Here is a 19,153-nt window from a genome sequence, read left to right as displayed (position 1 = left end):
TTAGGATTTTTGTGTTGTAGGCGATAGCTACTAATGGGTAAGTTTCGATATTTTATAGTTCCCTGTTTTTTTAACCATAAAAATACCTGATAGTTAAATCATTTTCTTCTGTTTATGGCATTTACAGGCTAGTATGGCAATTACCCTTAATCGCTTGCTGTAGCAACACTATGCCCAATCCAAGACCTATAGAAACCATACACGATTTATTTGCGACCACTCGGCGTCCCTCTGATGGTGAATTGAGCGCAAAAGCAGACTTTCAAGACGATGTCTATGAAGCGCTAGCAGAACTTGACTATATTTATGTCGATGAGCTGATCGCCAAAAATGTCGATAACAGTGTGATAAAACCGCATCAACCAATCTCTTTGGTGGATTTTTTTGAAGGCTTGGCGCAGCTTGCTACTATGGGTGTCGTGGAAGTAACGGATATTGTCGAAGCTATCCACCGTGAGATTTTGCTGCGTCCTTTGGGGCGGTTTAATAATGGTAATCTTGAGCACTGGCAGCGCGGTATCACCGGGCGCATTTATGGTACGGTGCGTCAAGCGATGCAATTGGTCGGCAACAATATTGCCATAGGGCTACGTTTGTATAACACGGTTTTAAAACCCAAAAAAATACAACCACTGCCTTTAAACTTACGGCGTATGGTCAATATCCTAAATGGCGTGATGGGCGACCACCTTGTCACCCATGACAATCCGTTGGCCGTGTCGATGATGCTATACGATAAAGACAATTATGTGCAAAGTGGCGCACTATCGGGGCGAGTAATTGTTTTGTGTCATGGGCTTTGTTTGAGTCATTTAAGCTGGCAAGTTGCGGGCGAAAATAATCTCGGTGCTATGCTGACCCACAAGTTGCCAGACAGTACAGTTTTATATTTGAACTATAATACCGGTCGGCGTATCTCCAGTAATGGGCGTAGCTTTGCTAAAGTCTTGCAAGATTTGGTCGAAAGCAATCCAGACATTACCCAGCTTGATTTAATCGGCCATAGTATGGGCGGCCTGCTGAGCCGTAGCGCACTGTTTTATGGTAAAGAGCAGGGATTCAGCTGGGTTGAGCGTGTGGGTAATTTGGTGACTTTAGGTACACCGCATCATGGCGCAAGTTTGGAGCAGATTGGCAATTTTGTGCAATATAAAATCGCTAAGCTGCCTTTTGCTGGGTCATTGGCGAAACTGGGCGACTTACGTAGCGCTGGTATTATCGATTTGCGTTATGGCAGTATTCGCGATGCCGATTGGAAATCTTTAGAGGAGCGCAGCGTGCTACCGGCAGAGTTTCGTCATCCGACGCGCCTACCGCTGCACGTCAATACTTATCTGGTCGCAGCGGCGTTGATTGAAACCCATTATGAAAATAAAACCACCAGCTTATTGGGTGATGGGCTGGTGTCAGTAGAGTCGGCGCTTGGCGAATATACTGAAGAGCACACATTGAGCGTACCTGAGGGTCATAAGGCGATATTTTATGGCGTCAATCATATGAATTTAACTTATAACGATCGGGTGCTTGCACAAGTGATTTCTTGGTTATCAGCCAATAGATTAGGCGACGCGCATGACGCCAAATATGGGCTTGATAGCCGTATCTATTCTTATCCGATAGATTACGAGGTCGAGATTTAAGGTGTTAACACTATGAATGTTATTATCAATAAAATTATAAAAACGAAAAACCCTCAAGCATGACACTTGAGGGTTTTAAATTTTAGGGACGGTAGAAAACAGATAAGAAGCTATTCAGCGAAAATAGCCGCTACATCGTCTTTATCAAATTTGTAGACCTCACCGCAAAATCCGCAGTCCATCTCAAACGTACCGCCTTGTTCGTCCACGATATCTAACGCTTCGGTTTCACCGATTTGCTCAATTGCCATCTTACATTTCTCGCGTGAGCAGGTGCAGCCAAACGATAACGCTACAGGCTCAGGGGCAACAACTTTTTCTTCATTATACAAACGGTACAGGATTTCATTGGCATCAAGCGTGGTCAGCTCTTCTGCTTTTAGCGTACGCGTGAGCACACTTAAGCGCGTCCACAAGTCATCATCGATCCCTGCGTCTTGGTTTTGCTCGACTTCATAGGTCTCGGCTGCGGTACGAGGTAGCATTTGCACCAAGATACCACCGGCTTGCAAACCATCGGATGCCAGATTAATCAGCGTTGGAATCTGCGCCGATTGTTTTTGATAATGCGCTAAGCAATCAGCCAAGTTGTCATGGCTACGCTCAACGATACCTTGATACGGCTCGCCGCCATCAGGCTGGATGTTGATAAATAGTACGCCTTGACCGGCAGCGCCGAGCTCAGCAAAGGCGTCTTTTGCATGGATCATATTTTCCCATGCTTGCACTTGCTCGTCGGTGTCGCTTTTCCAGCTGGCAAGGGCGCGAATGATACCGTCTTGGTCGCATTCTGCCATCGCCCAATTGAGCAAGCTGTCGCTATCTGATGATTGCAATTGAATTGATAAGCGACCATTAATTTTAACGGTACTGATCAGCAAGCTAGCAGCCGTCAGCATCTCGCCTAATAAGCGCTTAACGGCTTCAGGATAAGCTTTTTGGGCAATGGTCGTCGCATAGCTGCGCGATAGGCGCACCACATCGCCGCGCACCGGTGAGTCTTCGATAAAAAAGCGTTGGCGTACGTCATTATCGCGGTGGCTGCTCGCTTGTTGATCAATATTTGGGACTTGAGTATCTTGGGTCATAGGTCATAACTAGTATTAAGAAGTTGTTAGCTTTATGGGGATTAATGATTATTTATCAATCATAGCGGCTTGGTTATGGGCGTAATTTAAATGTTTGTTAAACGAAATCTGTAAAATATCAGTCGCATCAAAAAAAGTTTACCCGCATCGCGCAAATTGTTGTACAGTAACATTAAGTTGCATAGTGATAACCTAAAGCAACAGCATGGATGCATGACGGAAATGTCAATTAAGGGCTTATATAAAGTCAAATAATGGCGCAAATACCGTCAAAGTCCCTCCTAGTTTGTATAAATGTGATAAAAGGATGTATCTCATGACCTACTTAATCTCAAAACCGCTAACGTTGGCTGCCTTTATGGCATTTGGCCTAGCAGGCTGTAATAATAGTAATCAAACCAACACCGAAGCGCCGCCAGCAGATGGCACAGCGACAACGACAGAAGCGGCAGAAAATACCAACGGTACGCTACAAAAAATCAAAGAATCGGGCACTATCGTGGTCGGTCACCGAGACTCTTCTATTCCCTTTTCTTACATCGCTGATGACCCAAATCAGCCGATTGGCTATGCGCACGATTTAGAAATGAAAGTGGTCGATGCGGTAAAAGAAAAGCTTAATATGCCGGATTTAAAAATTCGTTATAACTTGATTACTTCGCAAACGCGTATTCCGCTGGTGCAAAACGGCACGGTCGATTTTGAATGTGGTTCAACCACCAATAACGAAGAGCGCCAAAAACAAGTGGCCTTCTCAAACGGTTTCTTTGAAATTGGCACGCGTTTATTGACCAAAAAAGACTCAGGTATTCAAGATTTTGAAGACCTAAAAGGCAAAACTTTGGTCACGACTGCCGGTACGACCTCAGAGCGTTATATCCGTGAATACAATGATAAAAATAAAATGGACATCAATGTCATCTCGGCAAAAGACCATGGCGAAGCTTTCCTTATGCTAGAAAACGGCCGTGCCGATGCCTTTATGATGGATGATGTACTACTTGCCGGTGAAAAAGCCAAAGCCAAAAATCCAGATGAATGGGTGATTGTTGGTACGCCGCAATCGTTTGAGATTTATGGTTGTATGATGCGTAAAGACGATCCTGAATTTAAAGCCGTGGTCGATGAAGCGCTTGCCAATGTCTTTAAGTCAGGCGAAATTAATAGCATTTATGATAAGTGGTTTACCAACCCCATTCCGCCAAAAAACGTCAATCTAAACTTTGAGATGTCAGACAATCTAAAAGCTTTGATTGCCAATCCACACGATAGAGCACAGCCAAAAGAAGCAACCGCTCAGTAATTTTTGTCCCTCAACATAGCTTGCTGACGCGCCCAGACTGTTGTTTATCAGTCTGGGGCGTTGGCTTTTTACTCATGGCTTGGAGTGACAATCATGAATTATAGCTGGAACTGGGGTGTGCTCTTTGAGCAAACCGGTATCGGTAATGAGCTTTACCTGCATTGGATGGTGACCGGTCTTGGCTGGCTGCTATTGATTGGCAGTATCGCTTGGGCGATTGCCATGGTGATTGGTACTATTTTGGGCATCATGCGCACCTTGCCAAATAAAGCGGCGCGTAGTATTGGTACCGCTTATGTGACTTTTTTTCGTAATATTCCTCTTCTTGTACAATTATTCTTTTGGTTTTATATCGCCCCCGGTTGGCTGACGCCTGCGCTACAAGAGTGGTGGTATAAAGACCTATCGCCTAATACCTCAGCCATGCTGTCCGCCAGTATTGGCTTAGGATTATTTACCGCCGCGCGTATCGTTGAGCAGGTGCGTACCGGTATTGAGTCTTTACCTGAAGGGCAAATCAATGCCGCTTACGCGCTCGGCTTTACGATTCCGCAAGCTTATAAAGAAGTGCTACTGCCGCAGGCATTTCGTGTTATTTTGCCACCGCTAAGCTCGGAGCTGACCAACTGCTTTAAAAACGCGTCGGTAGCGTCGCTGGTCGGGGTGATGGAGCTGATTAGCCAAACCAAAACCATCAGTGAATATACCCAAAACAGCCTCGAGATTTACACTTATGCGACCATTATTTATCTGGTTTTTAATCTGTCGTTAATTGCCATTATGGGATTGATTGAGCGTAAATTACGAGTACCTGGGCTGATTGCAGGGAGTCAAAAATGAATATGATGACCGAACTTGCAACAGCGTACCCAGGCTTGATGGGCGGTATGCTGACCACTTTAAAGGTGCTGTTTCTCGCTATATTAGGCGGTATTAGCTTAGGCACGTTATTGGCGTTGATGCGCTTGTCCGGCATCAAAGCGCTAGAAATTCCTGCTAAATTATACGTCAATTATTTTCGTTCTGTGCCGTTGCTATTGGTATTGCTATGGTTTTATTTTGCCGTTCCGATGATGTATTTTTGGATAGCCGGTAAATATTTACAGCTCGATACCGCGTTTACCTCGTGCGTGGTCGCTTTTATGATGTTTGAAGCGGCGTACTTCTCAGAGGTGGTGCGTGCAGGTATCCAATCTATCGGTAGCGGGCAAGTGAATGCCGCAAAGGCACTTGGCATGACCTATGGGCAAACCATGCGTTTGGTGATTTTGCCGCAAGCCTTTCGCAAAATGCTACCGCTGATTTTGCAGCAATGTATTATTTTATTCCAAGATACGACGCTGGTTTTTGCTATTGGGTTGACGGATTTTTTCCGCGCCGCTTACGTTCGGGGTGAGCTGATGGGCTTACTGACGCCTTACATTTTAGGTGCTGGTGCTGTTTATTTTATTATCAGCTTAAGTGCCTCTATCGGCGTACAGCAATTGCAGAAACGCTTAAGGTTTTAATTTAAATTTGGCGCAGTATTTTACTATTAAGATTTTCATTTAATAATGATGGAAAAAGTGGTTAGGAGCCAGCGATGAATGAGTCAGGGATAAACAATGCTGACACCTATATAAATGAATTTGGTGGACTGGTCACCGACAATGGTCATGCGAGCGCTGAGATAGTCATCAAAATGACTGACGTTAGCAAATGGTACGGTGATTTTCAGGTATTAACTAACTGTACCGCGCATGTGCATAAAGGCGATGTCGTTGTCGTTTGTGGGCCATCGGGCAGTGGCAAATCGACGCTTATTAAAACCGTTAATGGGCTTGAGCCATTTCAAAAGGGCGAGATCATGGTCAATGGTATCTCAGTTGGCGCGGCAAAAACCAATTTACCTAAACTGCGTAGTAGCGTCGGCATGGTATTTCAGCATTTTGAGCTGTTTCCGCATCTGACCATTATCGATAACTTAACAGTCGCGCAAATCAAAGTGCTGGGCCGTAAAGAAGACGAGGCTAAGAAAAAAGGCATGGCCTATCTCGACCGCGTTGGCTTAAGTGCCCAAGCGCCAAAATACCCCGCCGAGCTATCAGGCGGACAGCAGCAGCGGGTAGCGATTGCGCGTGCTTTGGCGATGGATCCGGTTGCGATGCTATTTGACGAGCCAACTTCTGCGCTTGACCCAGAGATGATTCAAGAAGTGCTCGATGTGATGGTCGAGCTGACCCGCGATGGCATGACCATGATGTGCGTGACCCATGAAATGGGCTTTGCCAGTCAGGTGGCCAATCGGATTATTTTTATGGATGAAGGCCATATCGTCGAAAACTGTAGTAAGGATGAGTTTTTTGAAGGTGCAAAAAGCGAGCGCGCGCAGCTGTTCTTATCAAAAATTCTTAATCATTGAAATTCAGTACGGTGTTTTAAGTATCTATCAAAGCGTCTTTAATAAAGGCGCTTTTTTATGTCTTTTACTTTTTGTTCATTACTCTCAGCTTACAAGTGTTCCCTGTTTGCTGCTACAATAGGCGCCATCAGTTTTTAATCCTATTCCAAATTCATAACAAATAATAAATAGTGTTTCGGAGTCATTATGAGTGTAGAAAATCAATCGGCAGGTATTGTTATTATTGGCGCAGGCTTAGCAGGTTGGCACGTTGTCGATGCCATTCGCGCAAAAGATAAAGACATTCCCATTACCTTAATCACGGCTGATAATGGCGACCGTTATCATAAACCCATGCTAACGATGGCAATTAGTCAGCAAAAAAACGCCGCGGACTTGGTACGAGCGACCGGTAGCGATGCGGCAAAGGCGGCAAATATCAATTTGCTTGCCAATACGCAAGTGACCGACATCGACCCTGCTAGCCAAACGGTACAACTTATCTCAGCACTGCGCTCGGACCCTGTGTATACCAATTACGCCACTATTAGCTATGACAAACTGGTGCTGGCGATGGGCGCCCATCCTATTTTTCCAAAAAGTCTGCCTGAAGATTTGGTTTGGCATGTCAACCATATCGAGCGTTTTGGACAGCTGCAAGAAAAGCTCGCAGCGGGCAGTCAACGTGTTGCCATCGTTGGCGCTGGTATGGTCGGGACGGAGATTGCCGAGGATTTATTAAAAGCGGGTCATGAAGTGACGTTGATTGATTTAAATAACGCGCCGCTCTCGCAAATGCTACCACCACAAGCGACCGCACGTATTGCCAAGGCAGTACAGTCACAAGGGATTCATTTTTTAGGCGGTTATCAAGTATCCAATGTTACGCGTCATGATGATGGTACATTGCAAGTCAGCTATGCGCCAGTTGCCGCTACCGACAGCGATGCGGCGCAGCAGCCAGAGCCATTAGTCGTTGACCATGTGATTGCCAGTACGGGCTTGACGGTCGATGATAAATTACCAACTGCTGCTGGGGTTGAGTTCAATCGCCGCACTGGTATCGTGGTCGATGCCACCACGTTACGTACGCATGCGTCCAATGTGTATGCGATTGGCGATTGTATGTCGATCAACGGCGTTGCCTGTCGTTATGTAGCGCCGTTACGTGCGCAGGCAGCGACGATTGCTGATGATATTTTGGGTCACGAGCACAGCGGTTACGATCATAAGCCGCCGATGATTCGCTTAAAAAATAAAGCCATTTCGGTGATGGTAACTGGCGTGCCGCAGGCTGCTGGTAATTGGCAAGTGACTACTGAAACGGATGACGAGCTGGTTATGGACTTGCTCGATGATAACGATGCCGTCAGCGCGACGGTAACGATTAAAGCACCGCCAATGGTAAAATCTTAATCAATGCTTAACCATTGCAGATTTAACTTTTAGCTTTAATTTTTAATCTTAATTCTTCAAAAGCCAGCTGTGTAGCAAATACATAACTGGCTTTTTTACCTATAATAATCGCGTGATTTTATGCTATCTTTTACTGGGTAATACTTTTTATTAATTAATTTAAATGATACATAATGTATTACTATGATTGACAGCCTTCGATTTAAGGCGGTATAGTAGCTCATGCTTGTTAAGACCTGTTCAAGGAAAAAAGAATAGGAGCAAGCGAAAAATTAGCACCATTCAGGCGTGCTGTAAAAAGTAAAACGAAAGGACTCGTTATGACTCAAGTTTCTGACTTCGATAGCATTCTAAATAATATTCCCACCGTAAATATGGGTGCGCGCTCGGCAAATGCGCCGCTTACTCAAAGCTATGATAAAGGCCCCGATGTACCGCTGATTGAAGCGACCATCGGCGATTTTTTTGATGCTATTGTCTCCAAATATCCTGAGCGTGAAGCGCTGGTCGTCCGTCATCAAAATATCCGCTGGACATATCGTGAGCTGCAACAGCAGGTCAATCAATTAGCCAGCAGCATGATTGAAATGGGGCTTGAGATTGGCGATCGTATCGGTATCTGGTCGCACAACAATGCCGAATGGCTGCTCATGCAATTAGCGACCGCAAAAGTCGGCGTTATCCTCGTTAACATCAACCCTGCCTACCGTACCTTTGAGCTGCAATATGCGTTAAATAAACTTGGCTGCTCAGCCTTGGTGTTGATGCGCCATTTTAAAAGCAGTGATTATGCGCAGCTGATTCGTGAGCTATGTCCTGAGATTTATCATAAAGATTATACCCAATTGGATTTGGTTGAGATTCCAACCATTGAGCGCATCATTTGGATTGATGAGCCAGACTCTGATGAAGAGTTTAACTTTATGCAGAAGTTTTCGGCATGGATGGCGGAAGGCGATGCCAATGATCCACGCGTCGCCGAGCGTCAAGCCCAGCTTAAAAACACCGACGCGATTAATGTGCAATTTACCAGCGGTACGACTGGCACGCCAAAAGGTGCGACTTTAAGCCACCGTAATATTTTAAATAATGGCTACTTTATCGGTGAGGCCATGAATCTCACTGAGGAAGATAGACTGTGTATTCCTGTGCCGCTATATCATTGTTTTGGTATGGTGCTTGGGAACTTAGCGATATTAACGCATGGCGGTTGTATTATTTATCCGAATGATGGTTTTGAGCCTTTAAGCGTCTTGCAAGCGGTTGAAGAAGAGAAATGTACGGCTTTGCATGGCGTACCGACGATGTTTATCGCTGAGCTTGACCATCCTGAATTTGATAAATTTGATTTGTCGACCTTGCGGACTGGCATTATGGCCGGCTCTAGCTGCCCGATTGAGGTCATGCGCCGCGTCATTGATAAGATGCATATGAAAGAGGTGACCATTGCTTATGGCATGACGGAGACCAGTCCGGTTTCTTGCCAGACCAATGAGCATACGCCATTAGAGAAACAAGTATCAACGGTCGGGCTTGTGCAGCCTGCGCTTGAAGTCAAAGTCGTCGATACCGAAACGGGCGAAATTGTACCTTTAGGAGAAACCGGCGAGCTGCTAACGCGTGGTTATTCGGTGATGAAAGGCTATTGGGGCAGCCGCTTTAAAACCCGTGAAGCGATACAAGATGGCTGGATGCATACCGGTGATTTGGCGACGATGGATGAGGACGGCTATGTCAAAATCGTTGGTCGTAGTAAAGATATGGTCATTCGCGGCGGTGAAAACATTTACCCAGTTGAGATCGAAAACTATCTCTATCGTCATCCAAAAATTCGTGACGTCCAAGTTGTCGGTATCCCAGATAAGCGTTATGGAGAAGTGCTTGCTGCTTTGATCATATCAAAAGAGCCGGGCTGCTTAACCGAAGATGAAGTGCGCCAATTCTGTAGCGAGCATATCGCCCATTATAAAGTGCCGACTTATTATCGCTTTGTGACTGAATATCCGATGACCATCACCGGTAAAATTCAAAAGTATAAAATTATCGAGCAGATGAAGGCGGAGCTAGGAATAGAGTAGTCAAAAAATCGGTCAAGATTTTAAGAAGTTATTGAATAATAAACACAAGTATAAAAAAGGGATATCATGAGCGCTATCATAACCAGTAAATTGAGTCCGAACGCTGCCGATTTTCAGCAAAACCGTGCCGCCATGCAAGAAATAGTCGATGACTTATATGTGCACCTGCGTAAAGTCGCTCAAGGTGGTTCAGAGCGCGCGCGTGCCAAGCATTTAGCGCGTGGCAAGCTGCTACCTCGTGAGCGTGTTGAGCGCCTGCTCGATGTCGGTACGCCATTTTTAGAAGTCGCACCAATGGCAGCGCATGATATGTATGGCGAAGAGGTACCAGCGGCGGGCGTGATTGCGGGTATCGGCCGCATCAACGGTACCGAGTGTATGATTGTCTGTAATGATGCCACCGTAAAAGGCGGCACTTACTATCCGATGACGGTCAAAAAGCATTTACGTGCACAAGAAATCGCCCAAGAAAATAACTTACCTTGCGTGTATTTGGTCGATTCAGGCGGTGCAAACTTACCCAATCAAGACGAAGTATTCCCTGATAAAGATGACTTTGGCCGTATCTTTTTTAACCAAGCCAACCTGAGTGCGGCCGGTATTCCGCAAATCGCTGTGGTTATGGGTAGTTGTACCGCAGGCGGTGCTTATGTGCCAGCGATGAGTGACGAATCTATCATTGTCAAAGAGCAAGGGACTATCTTTTTGGGCGGTCCGCCACTCGTTAAAGCGGCAACGGGTGAAGAGGTCACCGCTGAAGACTTAGGCGGCGGCGATGTGCATACGCGTCTGTCAGGGGTGGTCGATCATCTGGCGCAAAATGATACCCATGCGCTATCGATAGCGCGTAATATCGTTAGCCACTTAAATCGTCCTGCTAAGCAAATCCCAAATCAAATCAAACCGCGTCCACCACGCTATGATGCCAAAGAGTTATACGGCATCATTCCAACCGATAAGCGTAAACCTTTTGATATTAAAGAAATTATCGCTCGTATCGTCGATGATAGTGAGTTTGATGAATTCAAAGCACGTTTTGGCACGACGCTGGTTTGCGGTTTTGCCCATATCGAAGGTATGCCAGTAGGTATTATCGCCAACAACGGCATCCTATTTAGTGAATCAGCACAAAAAGGCACGCATTTTATCGAGCTGTGCTGTAAGCGTAAAATCCCGTTGGTATTTTTGCAAAATATCACTGGCTTTATGGTTGGGCGTAAATACGAAAACGAAGGTATTGCCCGTCATGGCGCCAAAATGGTCATGGCGGTTGCCAACGCCAAAGTACCAAAATTTACCGTCATCGTCGGCGGCTCATTCGGTGCTGGTAACTACGGCATGTGTGGCCGTGCTTATAGTCCACGCTTCTTATGGATGTGGCCAAACGCGCGTATCTCGGTCATGGGCGGCGAGCAAGCGGCCTCGGTACTGGCAACCGTCAAGCGTGATAATTTTGACCGTAAAGGTGAAGAGTGGAGCGCGGAAGATGAGGCTGCCTTTAAAGCGCCGATCCTTGAGATGTACGAAGAGCAAGGTCACCCTTATTATGCGACAGCACGTCTCTGGGATGACGGCGTGATTGATCCTGCCGATACGCGTCACGTATTAGCATTAGGGCTAAGTGCTGCCTATAACGCCCCGATTGAAGAGACGACCTTTGGTGTCTTTAGAATGTAGCATTAAATGGAATATGGGCAAGCATTTCACATATATAAAAAATAGAGAAGGTTATGCAAAAAAATCTGAATAACTATAAAAGCCTATTGGTCGATATTGAGCAGCACGTCGCGACGGTGACGTTAAATCGTCCTGAGATACGTAATGCCTTTAACGATGAAATGATCGCCGAGCTGACTGAGGTTTTCTCCACGCTTGGCGCTGATGATAATGTCCGTGTGGTTGTGCTAGCGGCGGCGGGCAAAGCGTTTTGCGCTGGTGCTGATTTGAACTGGATGCGGGCGATGGCAGATTATAGCTATGAAGAAAACCTTGCCGATGCCGATAAACTGGCGCAAATGCTCAAAACTATCTATAAATGTCCAAAGCCAACGGTGGCTGCGATTCAAGGCGATGTCTATGCAGGTGGTATGGGTCTAGTCGCCGTCTGTGATATAGCGATTGCGGTTAAGATTGCCAATTTTTGCTTAAGCGAAGTACGTCTGGGATTAGCGCCTGCCACCATTAGTCCGTATGTCGTAAGAGCATTAGGGACTAGAGCGTCGCATCGCTACTTTTTAAGTGCAGAGGTGTTCGATGCCAAAAAGGCGCGGCAGCTTGGCTTTATCCATGAGCGCGTTAGTGAAGAATCACTTAACGACACAGTCGCAGCCTTATGCGCCAAGATGGTTAATAATAGCCCCAATGCGGTCAAGACTTGCAAGCGTTTATTGCACGAAGTCGCAGGTGCACCGATTACCGATGAGCTGGTTGCTGATACCGTTAAAGGTATCGCTGATATTCGCTCATCAGCGCAAGGAAAGGAAGGCGTGCAAGCCTTTTTGCACAAGCGTAAGCCTGATTGGTTAACGACAGAATAGTAGCAAAAAACGATAGTCAAACCGATAAATAAAAACGATAAGTTACAGGAACAGTTATGTTTTCTAAAATTCTAATCGCCAACCGTGGCGAAATTGCCTGCCGTGTTGCTGCGACTGCCAAACGTATGGGTGTTCGTACCGTCGCTGTTTATTCTGATGCCGACCGCGGCGCCAAGCACGTTGCTGTCTGTGACGAAGCGGTTTATTTAGGTGGTTCTGCACCAAAAGACAGCTATCTTAAAGGTGATGCGATTATTGCGATTGCTAAAGAGACTGGCGCCCAAGCAATCCATCCAGGCTATGGTTTTTTAAGTGAAAATGCCGACTTTGCTCAGGCTTGTCAGGATGCAGGTTTGATGTTTATTGGCCCATCTGCCGACGCGATTCGGGCGATGGGCGGCAAGTCTGAGTCCAAGCGTTTGATGGAGGCGGCTGGTGTACCCTTGATACCGGGTTACCATGGCGACAATCAAGATGCAGGATTCTTACAACAGCAAGCAGACAGTATCGGTTATCCCGTCTTAATTAAAGCCAGCGCTGGCGGCGGCGGTAAAGGTATGCGTATTGTTGAAGAAAGCAGCGATTTTATTGACTTACTAGAATCCTGTCGCCGTGAAGCGATTACCAGTTTTGGTGACGACCAAGTACTCATTGAAAAATATGCCCTAAAACCTCGCCATATAGAAATTCAGGTATTTGGCGATATGCTTGGCAATTATGTGCATTTGTTTGAGCGAGATTGCTCGGTACAGCGCCGCCATCAAAAGGTATTAGAGGAAGCACCAGCACCCGGTGTTGACGCTGCCATGCGTGAAGCGATGGGAACAGCCGCAATCGAAGCGGCGCGTGCGGTCAATTATTTTGGTGCAGGTACGGTTGAATTTATCGTTGAGCAGCGCGAAGGCACGATGAATTTCTATTTTATGGAGATGAATACCCGCCTGCAAGTGGAGCATCCAGTTAGTGAAGCGATTTCGGGTGTCGATTTGGTTGAATGGCAACTGTTGGTCGCAGCAGGTAAACCATTACCGAAAAAGCAAGACGAGCTGGTGATTAATGGGCATGCTATCGAGGCGCGTATCTGCGCTGAAAATCCTGATAATGGCTTTTTGCCAGCGACGGGTACTTTATTTACCTATCAAAAGCCTGAGCACAGTACCTTTAACATTGCCGATGTGCGTATCGACGATGGCGTGCGCGAGGGCGATGTGATTAGCCCGTTTTACGATTCTATGATTGCGAAGCTTATCGTCCATGCGCCGACCCGCGAGCAAGCGTTAGCGAAACTCGACCGCGCACTCGCTCAAACGCGCATCGTTGGTTTGCCAAATAACGTGGCGTTTTTGCGCTATATCTTGAATACTGAGTCGTTTAGCCAAGCCAATCTTGATACGGCGCTTATCGAGCGTGAGGCGGACGAGCTATTTAATCAGCATCCGCTTGATTTATCGACGCTGGTCGTGACTGCCATTACGCAGCAGCTTGCTAGTGAAGGCGCAGCACAAGGGTCAGACATCGATCCATTTAGTAAGCCGACTGGTTTCCGTGCTTATAGTGATTATACGCGCTCGTTTAGCTTGGTTTATGATGAGCAGGCGTACCAAGCACGTATTAGCAACTGGCACAATGCAAATAGTGCGGAAAGTAAAAAAGGGGCTGAAAATAGCAGCAGCTTTACCCTAGTGATTGAAAAAGAAATCGCAAGTAACGAAGAAAAAACCAATGCCAATGTCGCCGCCCAGACAGAAAAAGTCTATGAAAGTGAAATTAGCTATGACAGTACTGACGCGCATAATCATACGTTATGGCTAGATGGCGTACGTATTAGCGCGCAGAGCTGGACAAATAATGAAACCGTTTATGTATTCACCGATAGCGGTCGTGATGAGATTACGCTTATTGATATCATGGCACATGTCGGTGAAGAGTCTGCGGCGGTCGGTAGCTTAAAATCACCAATGCCAGGACAAGTCGTCGCCTTCAAAGTGGCGGTTGGCGATAGTGTGAAAAAGGGCGAGCCACTTGCCGTTATCGAAGCGATGAAAATCGAACATACCATTACTGCACCGACGGATGGGGTGGTGGCAGAACTATTATTTGCCGAGGGTGATTTGGTTGCCGATGGCGACGAGCTACTGCGCATCGATAGTGAGACGAGTGAAAGCTAGTAACTGAGGTACTGATAACATAGCCAATTTAATATAAAAGTGGTTCGTTTAAAATATCGCTCTGCTAGTATAAATTTTCCTCGCTTGCTGTGCGCTTCGCATTCCAGAGGCTTCGCAAAATTTATCCCAGCAGTCCTGTAACATTTCTAAATTAAAACTACTATGAAAGGGCGCATAAAAAAGGACGATAAGCATGAAACTCTCGTACCCAGACCACGTCAGAATCGTTGATGTTAGTCCACGTGATGGCCTGCAAAATGAGTCCATGACGGTACCGACTGCAGTTAAACAAAGGCTGATCAACGATTTAATCGCAGCAGGCGTCAAAAAGCTCGAGGCGACCAGTTTTGTTTCGCCTAAATGGGTGCCGCAAATGGGTGATAATAGCGCGCTACTTGACGCGCTAGCACCTACACGTCAGACGGAGGTGTGCTACTCAGTCCTAGTGCCCAATATGCGCGGTTTTGAAAATGCTATTGTGCATCGCCCCGATGAAATCGTTATTTTTGGCTCAGCCAGTGAAACCTTTAGCCAAAAAAACATCAATTGTAGTATTGATGAAAGCATTGAGCGTTTTGCGCCCGTTGCCGCTGCTGCAAAAGCGCAGGGTATCAAAGTACGTGGCGTTATCTCTTGTACGGTTGGCTGTCCTTATGAAGGCGAGATTGCTCCCAGCCAGGTGGCTTATGTGACCAAGCGTTTGGTTGAGATTGGCGCTGAGCAGATTGGTATTGCCGATACGATTGGTGTTGGTACACCGCTAAAAGTACAGCGCGCCCTGCAAGCCGCATTAGAATACGCTGATATCAGCATGCTATCAGGTCATTTTCATGATACTTATGGTCAAGCCGTAAGTAATACCTTAGCTGCCTTACAAATGGGTGTTAGCGAATTTGATACCTCAGTGGCTGGGCTTGGCGGCTGTCCGTATGCCAAAGGCGCAACGGGCAATGTCGCCACCGAAGATGTCGTTTATATGCTGCACGGTATGGGTATCAGTACGGGTATTGATTTGGATAAATTGGTCGTGGCTGGCGAGCGTATCAGTGAATTCTTGGGTCGCCGCAATGGTTCAAGCGTGGCGCGTGCGTTGATTAATAAACGTCAGTCTTAACTAAAAAATAAAGCCAGTCATAAGCTAAATGAATAGAAATAAATGAACAGAAATAAATGGATAGATAGCTGGTATAAATTTTTGAAGCCTCTGGAGTGACGCAGGCGCACAGCAAGCGATAAAAATTTGTACCAGCTATATGGTCTCTTTTTAAATAGATCTAAATTTTTAAGAAATTAAACATCAAAATACAAGGAATGGTTATGAGTTTACCTGGATTAAATTTTCAGCTTGGCGAAGATATCGACGCCTTACGTGATGTGGTACAACAGTTTGCAGCGAAAGAAATTGCCCCGCGTGCAAGCGAAATCGACAGTAGCGATGAGTTCCCAATGGATTTATGGCAAAAAATGGGCGAGCTCGGTCTGCATGGCATTACCGTTCCAGAAGAGTACGGCGGTTCTGATATGGGTTATGTCGCTCATATGGTGGCGATGGAAGAGATTAGCCGAGCCTCTGCTTCTGTGGCGTTAAGTTATGGGGCGCATTCTAACCTGTGTATCAACCAAATTAAACGTAATGGTTCAGAGGAACAAAAGCAAAAATATCTACCCAAGCTGATTAGTGGAGAATTCATTGGTGCATTAGCGATGAGTGAGCCGGGCGCTGGTTCAGACGTAGTGAGTATGAAGCTTAAAGCCGAAGAAAAAGACGGACATTATGTGTTAAACGGTAGCAAAATGTGGATTACCAATGGCCCAGATGCTGACGTAATGGTGGTTTATGCCAAGACCAATCCAGAGCTTGGCGCAAAAGGTATGACCGCCTTTATCGTTGAAAAAGGTATGAAGGGCTTTGGTACAGCGCAAAAGCTCGATAAGCTTGGCATGCGCGGTAGTCATACCGGTGAGATGACTTTTGATAATGTTGAAGTGCCCAAAGAAAATATCTTGGGCGGCGTTGGTGAAGGTGTCAAAGTACTGATGAGCGGGCTTGATTATGAGCGCGCGGTACTCGCCGCAGGTCCTATCGGTATCATGCAAGCGGTGATGGATAACGTCGTGCCTTATATTCATGATCGCAAGCAGTTTGGGCAAGCAATTGGTGAATTTCAGCTTATCCAAGGTAAAGTCGCCGATATGTATACCATCCTGCAAGCGGGACGCAGCTTCTTATATACGGTCGGTAAAAATCTCGATATGCTCGATCAACGCGGCGCCGGTCATAGCCGCGAAGTACGTAAAGATTGCGCCAGCGTGATTTTATGGTGTGCGGAAAAAGCCACGTGGATGGCAGGCGAGGGCATCCAAATCTTTGGCGGTAACGGCTATACCAATGAATATCCACTTGGTCGCTACTGGCGTGATGCCAAGCTGTATGAAATCGGCGCGGGCACCAGTGAAATTCGTCGTATGCTAATCGGCCGTGAGCTATTTAACGAGACTAAGTAGAAATTATAGAATGTTCTTTATATACTAAACTCTTGCTCATGGGCTAATTTTTTCTTGCTTGCTGTTCGCAGGCGTGACAGAGGTTGCAAAAAAATCATCCCATAAGCACCTAGCATCGCTTTTAAATCGAATAAACTAAAAATAAAAAAGCAGGTCGCTTAAAACGGCCTGCTTTTTTTATTTATACAAACGTTCAAAACACTATGTCTGTTTGCTATGGTCAAAATAACGGGCCAGACCATTTAATAATAAATCATCGCGCATACGCACCGAACGATTAATATGTTGCGCAATGATATGCGCATCACCGCCGGTCATGATGAGCTCAAAGTTTGGATAACGGTTACTGATTTCATTAATCGCGCCAACGATGGACAACATAATGCCGCGATGGACGGCGTCTTTTGTGTTGATGCCGGGGCTCACGCTATCAAAAGTGCCATTAGAAATCGTAATTTGCTTGGTACCAGAAAATAACGACTCACGTTGCAGATAGATGCTGGGGAAAATATAACCGCCTAAATGCTCAGCGTGATCAATCAAATCAATCGTCACCGCCGTGCCGCAGCCAATCACGCACTGGCGTTTTTTCTTATCGACTGCGCCTAGCATCTGTAGCCAGCGATCGCAGCCGAGCTGTTCGTCATCATAGGCGCTTTGCATCAAGGCATGCTCAGCATCGACGTGGACAAATTCGAACGGAATATTTAGGCGGCTCAAGGTTTCAGATACTTTTACATTTAAGTCATCGCCCAATACCGAGGAAATCCCAATAAAATCTGGCGCATAACGCGCAAAACGATCGGTTAGACCCATGAGCAGTTCGGCAGGCGCTTGCAAATGCTGCTTGGCATCGTGCGCAACTATCTGCCCGATATCATCGGTGAGCCAGTATTTAAGACGGGTATTGCCAAGATCTAACCAGAGCATAAAAATCCCTTTATATAGTGCTCGTTCAGTATGGTTTTTTTAGGTATGGTATTTTAAAGGTTTAAGCGTCACCAATCACATCAATGCGACCGGTAAAAAGCGCAGAAATCTTACCGTTATATTCACGTAATTGCAAACATCCATGTGTATCAAGACCGCATGCATAACCGGTCAGCGTCTCGACATTGCCGTTGTAGTCTTGGGTGATGCGCAAACGCAGCCCTGCCAATGCATCCATCGCGTCAAACTGCGCCAAAAAACTGTCTAAATAATAACGCTGCCCGGTTGGCTTCTCCAATCCTAAATACTCAAAGCGGGTCATCGCTGCCATTAAAGCCTCACTCATTTGCTGATAAAGCGTTTTTAGGTCTGGAAGTGAAATAGGCGGCGCTTTTGGCTCAAGCATGGCACAAATATCTCGTAAGCTAATCGCTTGATAACTCATACCCTCGCAAGTTTGTGCCGTAAGCTTAGGCGTAGCTTGCACGTTTAGACCCACGCCCATCACCACGCCCACCAATCTTCCTGCTTTTGTTATGGGTTCTATTAAAATGCCAGCAAGCTTATGAAAGGGTAGGGTTTGTTTGGTAGATTCAAGCGGCTTTAAAGCAGCGTCATTCGATTCAGGTTCAGATTGATTTTGAAATGAATGCTGCTGCGAATATTGCTTTGAATAAAAGCCCAAATCATTGGCCCATTTTACCCCGATTGTTGCCAAACCTTGCACGCGCAATTGCTCATTTAGCACTTGAATTACAGGCATTTTTGCCAGTTCAACGCCGATAATCAGCGACAATAAACCGCTAATCGGTAGATGCACCGGATGATATAACGATAAGTAGACATTGCCGCGCGGCGACTGCCATGAGCGCCCATGTTGTCCGCGTCCAGCACTTTGGGTTTCCGCTGTTAGTAGATGCATCTCGGCTGCATTTAGGCGGCCATTTTGTAGCGCTGCTATCAGCTCACTATTGGTCGAGCCGCTACTGGCAAGGTGGCGATGGTTAAGCTTAGGTAAATGCTCAAGCTCTAATGACTCAAAAGGTTGGGCAGACAAAGCGTCGGATGATGGATTAAATGGCGGCATAATAAGTTTCGTCGATGGGAT

The 19,153-nt window shown here is 46.1% G+C and carries 15 protein-coding genes; 12 read left to right on the top strand and 3 right to left on the bottom strand.

The window, feature by feature from the left end; genetic code table 11:
* Positions 1 to 170 precede the first annotated feature (170 nt).
* Positions 171 to 1,640: an esterase/lipase family protein gene (locus tag JFC07_RS08070; RefSeq protein ID WP_068405986.1), complete on the top strand. Its 1,470-nt coding sequence runs from the start codon at positions 171 to 173 to the stop codon at positions 1,638 to 1,640.
* Positions 1,641 to 1,750: 110 nt separating this feature from the next.
* On the opposite strand, the gene hslO is transcribed toward JFC07_RS08070, so the two are convergent.
* The gene (gene hslO, locus JFC07_RS08065; RefSeq protein ID WP_198328812.1) at positions 1,751 to 2,728 is read right to left on the bottom strand and encodes an Hsp33 family molecular chaperone HslO; all 978 of its coding nucleotides are present in this window, start codon (positions 2,726 to 2,728) and stop codon (positions 1,751 to 1,753) included.
* Positions 2,729 to 3,044: 316 nt separating this feature from the next.
* Here hslO and JFC07_RS08060 point away from each other — a divergent pair, with 316 nt between their 5' ends.
* The 11 genes from JFC07_RS08060 to JFC07_RS08010 all read left to right on the top strand — a co-directional run bounded on the left by JFC07_RS08060 (position 3,045) and on the right by JFC07_RS08010 (position 17,115).
* Positions 3,045 to 4,031 (top strand): glutamate/aspartate ABC transporter substrate-binding protein, encoded by a 987-nt coding sequence (locus JFC07_RS08060; RefSeq protein ID WP_198328811.1) that lies wholly within the window; start codon positions 3,045 to 3,047, stop codon positions 4,029 to 4,031.
* A gap of 93 nt (positions 4,032 to 4,124) precedes the next feature.
* A complete protein-coding gene (locus JFC07_RS08055; RefSeq protein WP_193031106.1) occupies positions 4,125 to 4,871 on the top strand; it encodes an amino acid ABC transporter permease in 747 nt (248 codons plus the stop codon).
* Entirely contained in the window at positions 4,868 to 5,539 is a 672-nt protein-coding gene (locus tag JFC07_RS08050) for an ABC transporter permease subunit (protein ID WP_198328810.1), read from the top strand. Before JFC07_RS08055 ends, JFC07_RS08050 begins: the two co-directional genes overlap by 4 nt.
* Positions 5,540 to 5,712: 173 nt before the next feature.
* Positions 5,713 to 6,432 (top strand): amino acid ABC transporter ATP-binding protein, encoded by a 720-nt coding sequence (locus JFC07_RS08045; RefSeq protein WP_198328823.1) that lies wholly within the window; start codon positions 5,713 to 5,715, stop codon positions 6,430 to 6,432.
* Positions 6,433 to 6,618: 186 nt separating this feature from the next.
* A complete protein-coding gene (locus JFC07_RS08040; protein WP_198328809.1) occupies positions 6,619 to 7,827 on the top strand; it encodes an FAD-dependent oxidoreductase in 1,209 nt (402 codons plus the stop codon).
* 320 nt (positions 7,828 to 8,147) lie between these two features.
* Positions 8,148 to 9,905, top strand: coding sequence for an AMP-binding protein (locus JFC07_RS08035; RefSeq protein ID WP_068405963.1), 1,758 nt, complete (start codon positions 8,148 to 8,150; stop codon positions 9,903 to 9,905).
* Positions 9,906 to 9,971: 66 nt separating this feature from the next.
* On the top strand, positions 9,972 to 11,582 hold the full coding sequence (locus JFC07_RS08030; protein WP_198328808.1) for a carboxyl transferase domain-containing protein: 1,611 nt from the start codon (positions 9,972 to 9,974) through the stop codon (positions 11,580 to 11,582).
* Between the two features lie 53 nt (positions 11,583 to 11,635).
* Positions 11,636 to 12,442 carry an enoyl-CoA hydratase/isomerase family protein gene (locus JFC07_RS08025; protein ID WP_198328807.1) on the top strand — a complete coding sequence of 269 codons (807 nt, stop codon included), beginning with the start codon at positions 11,636 to 11,638 and terminating at the stop codon, positions 12,440 to 12,442.
* Positions 12,443 to 12,498: 56 nt separating this feature from the next.
* Positions 12,499 to 14,610 carry an acetyl/propionyl/methylcrotonyl-CoA carboxylase subunit alpha gene (locus tag JFC07_RS08020; protein WP_198328806.1) on the top strand — a complete coding sequence of 704 codons (2,112 nt, stop codon included), beginning with the start codon at positions 12,499 to 12,501 and terminating at the stop codon, positions 14,608 to 14,610.
* 193 nt (positions 14,611 to 14,803) lie between these two features.
* Positions 14,804 to 15,724 carry a hydroxymethylglutaryl-CoA lyase gene (locus JFC07_RS08015; RefSeq protein ID WP_193031098.1) on the top strand — a complete coding sequence of 307 codons (921 nt, stop codon included), beginning with the start codon at positions 14,804 to 14,806 and terminating at the stop codon, positions 15,722 to 15,724.
* A gap of 203 nt (positions 15,725 to 15,927) precedes the next feature.
* Positions 15,928 to 17,115 carry an isovaleryl-CoA dehydrogenase gene (locus JFC07_RS08010; RefSeq protein ID WP_193031096.1) on the top strand — a complete coding sequence of 396 codons (1,188 nt, stop codon included), beginning with the start codon at positions 15,928 to 15,930 and terminating at the stop codon, positions 17,113 to 17,115.
* Positions 17,116 to 17,316: 201 nt separating this feature from the next.
* Here the strand turns inward: JFC07_RS08010 and JFC07_RS08005 are convergent, their stop codons facing one another.
* Both JFC07_RS08005 and JFC07_RS08000 read right to left on the bottom strand, forming a co-directional pair.
* Positions 17,317 to 18,045, bottom strand: coding sequence for a pantothenate kinase (locus JFC07_RS08005; RefSeq protein WP_068405931.1), 729 nt, complete (start codon positions 18,043 to 18,045; stop codon positions 17,317 to 17,319).
* 61 nt (positions 18,046 to 18,106) lie between these two features.
* Positions 18,107 to 19,132, bottom strand: coding sequence for a biotin--[acetyl-CoA-carboxylase] ligase (locus tag JFC07_RS08000; protein WP_068405928.1), 1,026 nt, complete (start codon positions 19,130 to 19,132; stop codon positions 18,107 to 18,109).
* Positions 19,133 to 19,153: the final 21 nt, after the last annotated feature.

It is taken from the genome of Psychrobacter faecalis (assembly GCF_016107575.1).
GTDB classification, from domain to species: domain Bacteria; phylum Pseudomonadota; class Gammaproteobacteria; order Pseudomonadales; family Moraxellaceae; genus Psychrobacter; species Psychrobacter faecalis.
Note: the sequence above shows the minus strand (reverse complement) of the source record. Positions and strands in the feature narration are given on the sequence as shown.

Bases quoted from the DNA above. Each gene is read 5' to 3' on its own strand.
- JFC07_RS08015 (WP_193031098.1), top strand. From the start codon at position 14,804: ATGAAACTCTCGTACCCAGACCACGTCAGAATCGTTGATGTTAGTCCA.
- JFC07_RS08040 (WP_198328809.1), top strand. From the start codon at position 6,619: ATGAGTGTAGAAAATCAATCGGCAGGTATTGTTATTATTGGCGCAGGC.
- JFC07_RS08010 (WP_193031096.1), top strand. From the start codon at position 15,928: ATGAGTTTACCTGGATTAAATTTTCAGCTTGGCGAAGATATCGACGCC.
- JFC07_RS08020 (WP_198328806.1), top strand. From the start codon at position 12,499: ATGTTTTCTAAAATTCTAATCGCCAACCGTGGCGAAATTGCCTGCCGT.
- JFC07_RS08005 (WP_068405931.1), bottom strand. From the start codon at position 18,045: ATGCTCTGGTTAGATCTTGGCAATACCCGTCTTAAATACTGGCTCACC.
- JFC07_RS08050 (WP_198328810.1), top strand. From the start codon at position 4,868: ATGAATATGATGACCGAACTTGCAACAGCGTACCCAGGCTTGATGGGC.
- JFC07_RS08000 (WP_068405928.1), bottom strand. From the start codon at position 19,132: ATGCCGCCATTTAATCCATCATCCGACGCTTTGTCTGCCCAACCTTTT.
- hslO (WP_198328812.1), bottom strand. From the start codon at position 2,728: ATGACCCAAGATACTCAAGTCCCAAATATTGATCAACAAGCGAGCAGC.
- JFC07_RS08035 (WP_068405963.1), top strand. From the start codon at position 8,148: ATGACTCAAGTTTCTGACTTCGATAGCATTCTAAATAATATTCCCACC.
- JFC07_RS08025 (WP_198328807.1), top strand. From the start codon at position 11,636: ATGCAAAAAAATCTGAATAACTATAAAAGCCTATTGGTCGATATTGAG.
- JFC07_RS08030 (WP_198328808.1), top strand. From the start codon at position 9,972: ATGAGCGCTATCATAACCAGTAAATTGAGTCCGAACGCTGCCGATTTT.
- JFC07_RS08045 (WP_198328823.1), top strand. From the start codon at position 5,713: ATGACTGACGTTAGCAAATGGTACGGTGATTTTCAGGTATTAACTAAC.
- JFC07_RS08060 (WP_198328811.1), top strand. From the start codon at position 3,045: ATGACCTACTTAATCTCAAAACCGCTAACGTTGGCTGCCTTTATGGCA.
- JFC07_RS08055 (WP_193031106.1), top strand. From the start codon at position 4,125: ATGAATTATAGCTGGAACTGGGGTGTGCTCTTTGAGCAAACCGGTATC.
- JFC07_RS08070 (WP_068405986.1), top strand. From the start codon at position 171: ATGCCCAATCCAAGACCTATAGAAACCATACACGATTTATTTGCGACC.